Here is a 7,715-nt window from a genome sequence, read left to right as displayed (position 1 = left end):
TTATTCGCACTGGCAAACATGGTTAGACTGGACCAAATGATTCGGACGCAGGGTTAATGTATCCGAAAGCCAGGAAAACCTGGTTTCAATGGCAATAAACTGTGTCATTTTCATGCTGGATAATAGTGAATTAATGATTTGTCATTCACTGCATTTCTTTAAAGTCACTTGCTCGCAGGTTTCCTAATATCGTCATATCGCGTCTTCAATAACTAAATTACACATTGAGATGATCATAAATAACACCTTCAATTTGCTAGATTGAAGGTGTGTTGTGAATATTTCGGTTGTCAAATCAGCAGATAGAAGGCCGGTTAATAGCGAACCATCATCAAGGGATTGGTGCTTATGAAGTTATTGATAGTGATGGTTCTTGTTACCGTTGCCGTTGTCTTTTTTTACAATAACAATCAGCCTGAAATCATTACCTATGATGGTATGGTCGGGGTGAATGTTTTTGAGGTAAGTGAGGCAGATAGCCGTTTTCAATATGAGTTGGAAGAAGATTTCCTGACCCTGGATGCAGTCGCTGCAATGACGGGGAAGAATAGCGGCATCAGGGAAGGTGGTGCTTTATTGACAGTCCACTTATTGAGTCACCAGGCGGCAGACAAGTTTGCAGAGACGTATGGTCGGTCCGGCCATTGTCCGGCGCCTTTCTTTAACCAGCATGCAGATCAAAAGATCCTGATAGCGTCGAGTCCTGCTGTCGAAAATAAAATCAAGGCTTGGGATTTACCGGATTACCGGCTTAGCAGTACGTGGGAGGATTTCACCGTTAGCGGGCAGTGTATTAAACGGCTGAAACAGGGCAAGCTTGATGGCGAGGAAGTACAAATTCACGAGTCTTTTTTCAGCAATTGTCGTTTTATACTGGTGAATGAGCTGGAACACTCTCCTCATTAATCTGCGCGTGATTGCTTTTGCATGGGAAGAGTGTTCTCTTCCCATGTCCGTTATTGCTGTCAGGCGACGTCATTTTCCAGCATTTTAGTCTGCCCGATCTTGATCTTGCGAGGCTTCATGGCTTCCGGAATTTCCCGCACGAGATCAATGTGCAATAAACCGTTCTCCAGGTTGGCGCCGGTTATTCTGACATGGTCGGCCAGCTGGAAGCGGCGCTCAAAATTACGCTCGGCGATGCCTTGGTAAAGATATTTGTTCTCAGGCTTTTCACTTTCTTTCTTGCCTTTGATCAGCAGGACATTTTCCCGGCTTTCGATATCCAGTTCATCGTCTGTGAACCCGGCGACCGCCATGGTAATACGGTAGTCATTCTCGCCCAGTAGTTCGATATTATAGGGTGGGTAACCGTTCTGGTTTCCGGATGTATTCAGGTTTTCCAGCAAGCTGGCAATACGGTCGAAACCAATGGCGGAGCGGTACAAGGGGGACAGGTCAAAATCCAGAGTACGCATGGCGATATCCTCAGAATGAGCAATATTAGGCAACTGTCGCCTTCCTTTCAGGACAGGCTGTTAACAGCAGTTCTCTCTTGAGCAACCGCTGTTACTCTATATGAGGGCACTCCAACCGCTTTCAAGTCGGGAGGATAAAAAATATCACTTTTCTCGAGTGTCGCTGTGAAGCACGAGTTCCATATCCATCATATGATCACCATCAAAAATATAGCGGCCAGTAAATGACTGGTTTGAGAGCATCACGGGTATCCAGTACTGGTCGTCTTCCCACATTTCGCCGTAGGGGATGGCATCCAGATCGACCCATAAGGGTTCGGCTTCTTCGGTTTCCGTGACAACGCCATCATAGTCAGTTGCTGTGAAAACATGCACGTGTATGGAATAACCATCAATGAACTGAAAGCAGTTATCGCCATGGTAGCGGATGTTCTTGGGTGTGATACACAGTTCTTCCTGCACTTCCCGAATCGCACAGGCTTCAATGGTTTCTCCCGTTTCCTGCTTGCCACCTGGGCCATTGATCTTGCCGGCACCCAGGCCCCGCTTTTTTCGAATCAGCAGGATCCGCCCTTCCTGAATGACAAACAGCAGGGTAGCAGGATCGGCTGCCTGCCAATTCTGCCAGTCGATATCACAGATCTTGTGGGGAGTGGTGGTTTCCATAGAGCCTTGCCCGCCAGTTAAAAGTCGCCACTATAGCGGGCAAAGTCAGAGAATCATAATGGGTGGGAGCGGCTTCTTTCCGGGTATGGGTGCAGCTCGGCCAGACTGATGGATTGTCCGTTGGCAGTGACTTGTCGGGCATGGTGTCGTTTGAGCTGGCGAGGTTCCCTGACGCCGCAGGCATTGGCAATCAACTCCACATCACTCACCAGGTTGTTGTGGTAATGGGCGACGCGGGTGGCTTTGTCTTCGGGAACCAGGCCGCGCTGCAGTTTTGGGTCATGGGTGGTAATACCGGTCGGACAGCTATTGCTGTTGCACTGCATGGCCTGTATGCATCCCAGCGCCATCATGAAACCGCGGGCTGATACCACGAAATCCGCGCCCATGCACAACGCCCAGGCGATATCCGACGGGTTGATCAGCTTGCCAGAGGCGATAATCCTTATGCGCTCCCGCAAACCGTGTTGTATAAGGGTGTTGGTCACTTCAGGGAGGCTTTCTCGTAGTGGTAAGCCAACATCATCCATCAGGGCCATGGGAGCTGCACCGCTCCCGCCATCGGCACTGTCGATGGTCATGAAGTCAGGCGCTGATTCAATGCCGCGTTGGTGAATAGCCTTGCATAATGTATTAAGCCACTGGGTATCGCCTAACACAAACTTGATACCGACGGGTTTGCCGGTAACGGAACGGACATGATGAATCATATCCAGTAATTCTGTACATGAATGAACTTCCGGATGGCGGTTGGGGCTGATGGAGTCCTGACCGACAGGAATCAGTCGGATCGCAGCAATCTCTTCTGAGACCTTGTTTCCCGGAAGAATGCCACCCTTTCCCGGTTTGGCGCCCTGACTGAGTTTAATTTCAAACATTCTGACCCGGGCGTGTGACGCAATCTCGCTTAATCGTTCATCATCCAGTTTACCTTGTTCATCACGGACACCATACTTGGCTGTGCCGATTTGAAAGACCAGATCACAGTTACCTTCTAGATGATAGGGGGATAGTCCGCCCTCACCGGTATTTAACCAGCAATGGGACTGTTTTGCGCCGAGCGATAAGGCGGTCACCGCCGGAGCAGATAGTGCGCCAAAACTCATGCCAGAAATATTGAACAGGGATTTTGGGCGGTAGGGCTTTCGGCAGTTTGGGCCGATCAGCACGACAGACGCTTCGTGAGCCTCCTGTGTCAGGGGCGGAAAAGGGTTGTTCAGGAACATAACGCTGCCGGGTTCCCGTATGGCTTTAGTGGAGCCAAAGGCAACGGTTCGGTCGATATTTTTGGCCGCGCGATAAACCCAGGCGCGTTGAGCACGATTAAAGGGCATTTCCTCCCGGTCACCCGCAAAGAAATATTGTCGGAAGAATTCACCCAGATGTTCAAACAGGTAACGGAAACGACCCAGCACTGGGTAGTTTCTTCGAATCGTATGCTCTGTCTGGTTCTTGTCTATGAAATAAGCAATGGCAATGGCAACGATTCCTGCTCCCAACGCCAGAATGAGCAGCGAAGCAATGACCTGCAATACGGTTGATAACGCAGAGGCATACTCATGATTCAGCAATTCCATGCTTTTCAGCTCCACTATCCTGTGAATGATTATGAGAAAAGTATAGAAGTATTGAACGCGTTTGGTTGTGGCTCCATATCGGTAAGACGTCAGCCAGACTGAACTGGCTGACCTTTGAGGAATTAGAGGGTGCTAATGGGTTCTATCGTGATGCTGTTTTCATCCAGTTCCGTATTGATAACGATGTCATAACCCTCAAGCCTAATGGAAACCGAACGCATTTCAGCGATGATCTCTGCGGTATTTGCCAGTGATTTGAAACTGACGGGTTTGTTAACCTGCAAGTCACCGGTTTTATACTTTTCTTTTATTAATTGCATCGACTGAATGTAGATATCAACAAACATCTCGAAACTATGCTGAAAGCTTCCTCCCGCTTCATAGAGGTTCACAAATACAGCCGGTAAATAGGTCGGCGTCTTGGTTGGATTGCCGATTAGCTTATCGGTGTAAATTTGCCTGAGAGCCTGTTTTTTTTCCATACTGAGCCGGTTATAGGCCTGATGGAAATCATCGGCTTGTTCGGGGGTTTGAATGCGCATTAAGGCCGCCAGACCGCCGTAAGCCAGAAGGTCATCCATGGGAATATTGTCTAATGCCAGGACTTTGGCACGGTACGAGAGGTAATTCTTGAGCAGTTCCCGTGCCGCGACTGCTCGCGTTTGCCACTTTGACGGGTTGAAAAGTGCATTGGTTAACAGGTGCCATTGTGTGATAGCAAATTGTGCTTCTGTTTGATTCAGGTAGTAGCTTCCTTCCGGGATCGCAGGGTTGACCCAGAAACCACTGACATCAATCAGCCAGGTCATGAACCAGAAATTAAACGTGTCTCGTGATAAAGCCTGATTGTTTTGAGGCCTGTTTACCTCATCAAGCAGGCGGTAATACATGGCTCTACTGCCTTCGGCATAGAGCATGTGACGGAAATGGCTATCCGGTAAGAAAGCTGCTCTGAGGAGTGTTTCCTGGTCGGGCGACACAGTATCCAGTAACGGATAAATAGAAGGCTTATGCGTCGCGGTGGCCCAGAGGAATTCCATGCCATCCTGTGGCAGTTTCCCACGCCCTTCACTGTCCCATACTTGCTGTGCCCGTTCGCGGGCCTGGGTAGTTCGAGCGACGGCATTAACGATGGTCACGGATCTCAAGGCTGCATAGCGCTCTTCAGGCAGCGCCTTGGCGCTGAACCAACGTGACAGGACACTAAACTCATGACGCCCCAGTACAGGCGAGTCGTAATTCGTATCCCGTTGTGGCTTGGTAAAGTACTGGTAGCTGGCCTCGCTACCATCCCGTAGCAATGCCAGGTTATGCAGACGATTGAGCAGGCGAATGACTTCTTTTTCCAGAGGGTACGAGCTAATCCCGGGGACATTGTCAGGTGAACGATTCTCCGTCTTTTCCAGCCAGAGTATTTGACTGAACTCTTGGGAGCTGAGTTCCAGCATTGTCCCAAAGTGTTGTTCAATATAGTCCTGAAGCGCTTGTTCCTGTAAGGGCGTGGTATGACCTAATGACATGAACAGGAAGCCTATCAGGCAAGTAAAAATAACGGACCATCTGCGTTCTGTTTGCATAGGGAGTCGCTGCTCTGGTTTTTGGCCTCTTCATGAGGCGCAGGTGGATCAATCACGCAACCACCCTGACGAGATATGTATTTATCTATGGAGGCTATCCCTTAAGCGCTGTCAGGGGATGCGTCGGGGCGGAAGTAAGGTATAGACGTTGATAACTCTCTGTTCCAGCTGCTACGGAAGCGGCTGGTCAAGAAAGGAATGAACGGTAGGAAATGAACGGTGAAATTGCTGGTTTTGGTTCCAGTCATGGCTGAGACCAATAATCTGTGTGATGCCCGCACGTATGGCGGCAGTAAAACCGGCATCGGTGTCTTCAAAGACGAGCGCCTCAGCAGGGGAGAGGTGCATCTGCTTACAGGCCATCCGGTAGCTGTCCGGGGCGGGCTTGGGGTTGAGAATATCATCACCGCAGACCAGTGTCTGAAAGCAATCCATCAGGTGAAAACGCTTTAACACGGTTTCTACGATAATGCGTGATTCACTGGTCACCAGGGCAAGAGGATGTCCGTGTTCGTGCAGACGATGCACAAAATCTTCCGCGCCGGTTGTCATGGCCACCCGGGTATGCAGCAGTGTCTGGTAATGACCATGGAAGTATTCGGCAAGAATACCCTGGCGAGCCGGAATGCCTGCGCGCACCATCAGCTGCTCTTCTACTGTGCGCCATGGATGCCCCAATAGCTCGGCATACCAACGCTCCCGCCAGGTACCGCCGGCATGTTCAACCGCATAACCCAGCGCTTCGGCTTTCAGGGGTTCACTGTTGACCAAGGTGCCGTCAAAATCAAACAGGACGGCTGAGAAGTCCTTTTCTATATACCGCATTGTCCGTCTTGTGTCCGGTGCGGCCTGAAACCACCTGAAAGTCTGCGCTGTCAGGTGGTTGACCGCTGATTAATCACTGATACAGGTGCATGTAGACCTGTTCATCTTCCTGGCCGTCGGGAGTTTTGACTGAAATATTCAGCGTATGGCCGGAATTGATATTCAATCGGGCGATACCATCACGGGTGGTTTCACCCTCCGCAATCGTCAGGCCGTTTTCGCTCCTGACGATGATATGGGCCTTATGGATCTTCCGCCCCTGATAGGCCACGGAGACGATAAGTTGATCGAAGGTACTGGCAGGCTTAACGACCAGTTCATCAGCGATGGCACTGCTGGCGAGAACAGTCATCAGCAGCATGGATACAACGTGGCGCATTGACCAACCTCCCTGTACAGCAATGCGTTTACTACCAGTTTAGGCGCTGGTGCAGGGAGGTTTTTCGTTGGTGAGCTAAAGAGTTACCGGGGAATGTGGAAAGGAAGCTGAATGAGTGCCAGATCGTCGAAAAAACGACGATCTGGGGCTGGCCACCATCAATAAAGTGAGGGTTCGCCGGGCGGGCGCGTCTTGAAGCGCCGATGCTGCCACAGGTATTGCTCAGGATGCTGCCGGATACGCTCTTCAATCAGCTGGTTGATACGGATGGTATCGGCCACATTGTCCTCGCTGGGGAAGTTCTCCAGTGGCTGGGAGAAGCGCAGTACGTACTGGTTGTTTTCATCCAGGTAATAGCTGGCCATGATCACCCGGGCATTGCTCAGGCGGGCAAAGTCCGAAACGCTGGGGATTGTCGCGGCAGTCTGTCCGAAAAAGGGCACAAACAGGCTGCGCTTCTTGCCCATGTCCTGATCCGGCAGGATGATGCCCATTTCGCCCTTGCTCATGAAGTGCAGGAGATCCTTGACCTGTTTCCTGGGGATATAGCGCCCCTTGTAGGGGTAGCTCTGCCGGCGGACGTTGCTGATGTATTCATAGAGTGGATTATCATGCACCCGGTACATCAGGTTGAATGGCAGGTATTCTGCGGCAATCCGGCAGACCATCTCGACACAGCTCATATGCATGCAGCAGAACAGGATGCCCTGTCCCTTGTCGATATGACGGCGGATATTCTCCAGGCCTTCCACCCGGCTGATCCGGCGAATCCGGCGGCTGCCGGCAAACCAGGCAACGCCCGGTTCCAGCAGGGCAACACCGATGGCTTCGAAGTTATGCACCAGCAGGGTTTCCCTTTCCGCTTCCGAGAGTTCCGGGAAACAGAGTTCAAGGTTCCGCCGGGTCACCTTGACCCGGCTGCCGCCAATTTTCAGGAGCAGGCGGCCGATTTTTCGGCCGATTTTTACAATCCAGGCCATGGGGAGGCGGCCGATCAGCCACAGGGTGCTGATCAACAGCCAGAGCCCCCAGTAACGGGGATGCAGGAACGCGCCCTGGAATCGGTAAGCTTTGGTGTACATCCGCTCTTCGTAGGGGATGTCGTCAGGAATGGTGGGGTTCAATGTTCGCCTCAAAGAGCATCATGACATTCTGGGGCGCGAGTATACCGTAATGTCGTGACGGCTTCCTTCCTTAACTCCCGCTTAACGATCTGAAGAAGTAAGGCTAAATTGAATGAAGAGAGCGTCCCCTGTGCTCTTCAGGCAAAATA

The 7,715-nt window shown here is 51.0% G+C and carries 8 protein-coding genes; 1 reads left to right on the top strand and 7 read right to left on the bottom strand.

The genetic code is table 11. The annotated features are described in order from the left end of the window. Nucleotides 1–348: 348 nt before the first annotated feature. Nucleotides 349–906, top strand: a complete 558-nt coding sequence (locus ABD892_RS12510) for a hypothetical protein (protein WP_345196069.1) — start codon at nt 349–351, stop codon at nt 904–906. 59 nt (nt 907–965) lie between these two features. Here the strand turns inward: ABD892_RS12510 and ABD892_RS12505 are convergent, their stop codons facing one another. The 7 genes from ABD892_RS12505 to lpxL all read right to left on the bottom strand — a co-directional run bounded on the left by ABD892_RS12505 (nt 966) and on the right by lpxL (nt 7,578). Then, complete coding sequence (locus ABD892_RS12505; protein WP_345196068.1) at nt 966–1,451, bottom strand: Hsp20 family protein; 486 nt, start codon at nt 1,449–1,451, stop codon at nt 966–968. Nucleotides 1,452–1,562: 111 nt separating this feature from the next. Next, nucleotides 1,563–2,084: an 8-oxo-dGTP diphosphatase gene (locus ABD892_RS12500; RefSeq protein ID WP_345196067.1), complete on the bottom strand. Its 522-nt coding sequence runs from the start codon at nt 2,082–2,084 to the stop codon at nt 1,563–1,565. A 53-nt stretch (nt 2,085–2,137) separates the two neighbouring features. Beyond that, complete coding sequence (locus tag ABD892_RS12495) at nt 2,138–3,661, bottom strand: FMN-binding glutamate synthase family protein (RefSeq protein WP_345196066.1); 1,524 nt, start codon at nt 3,659–3,661, stop codon at nt 2,138–2,140. Between the two features lie 122 nt (nt 3,662–3,783). Continuing rightward, the gene (locus ABD892_RS12490; protein WP_345196065.1) at nt 3,784–5,181 is read right to left on the bottom strand and encodes a hypothetical protein; all 1,398 of its coding nucleotides are present in this window, start codon (nt 5,179–5,181) and stop codon (nt 3,784–3,786) included. Nucleotides 5,182–5,409: 228 nt separating this feature from the next. Further along, complete coding sequence (locus tag ABD892_RS12485; RefSeq protein WP_345196064.1) at nt 5,410–6,063, bottom strand: HAD family hydrolase; 654 nt, start codon at nt 6,061–6,063, stop codon at nt 5,410–5,412. Between the two features lie 73 nt (nt 6,064–6,136). Beyond that, on the bottom strand, nt 6,137–6,442 hold the full coding sequence (locus ABD892_RS12480; RefSeq protein WP_345196063.1) for a hypothetical protein: 306 nt from the start codon (nt 6,440–6,442) through the stop codon (nt 6,137–6,139). 158 nt (nt 6,443–6,600) lie between these two features. Beyond that, the gene (gene lpxL / locus ABD892_RS12475; RefSeq protein WP_345196062.1) at nt 6,601–7,578 is read right to left on the bottom strand and encodes an LpxL/LpxP family Kdo(2)-lipid IV(A) lauroyl/palmitoleoyl acyltransferase; all 978 of its coding nucleotides are present in this window, start codon (nt 7,576–7,578) and stop codon (nt 6,601–6,603) included. Nucleotides 7,579–7,715: the final 137 nt, after the last annotated feature.

The organism is Kistimonas scapharcae (assembly GCF_039540975.1).
GTDB lineage: Bacteria > Pseudomonadota > Gammaproteobacteria > Pseudomonadales > Endozoicomonadaceae > Kistimonas > Kistimonas scapharcae.
The sequence above is the reverse complement of the archived record's forward strand: the minus strand, read 5'-3'. Positions and strand labels throughout refer to the sequence as shown.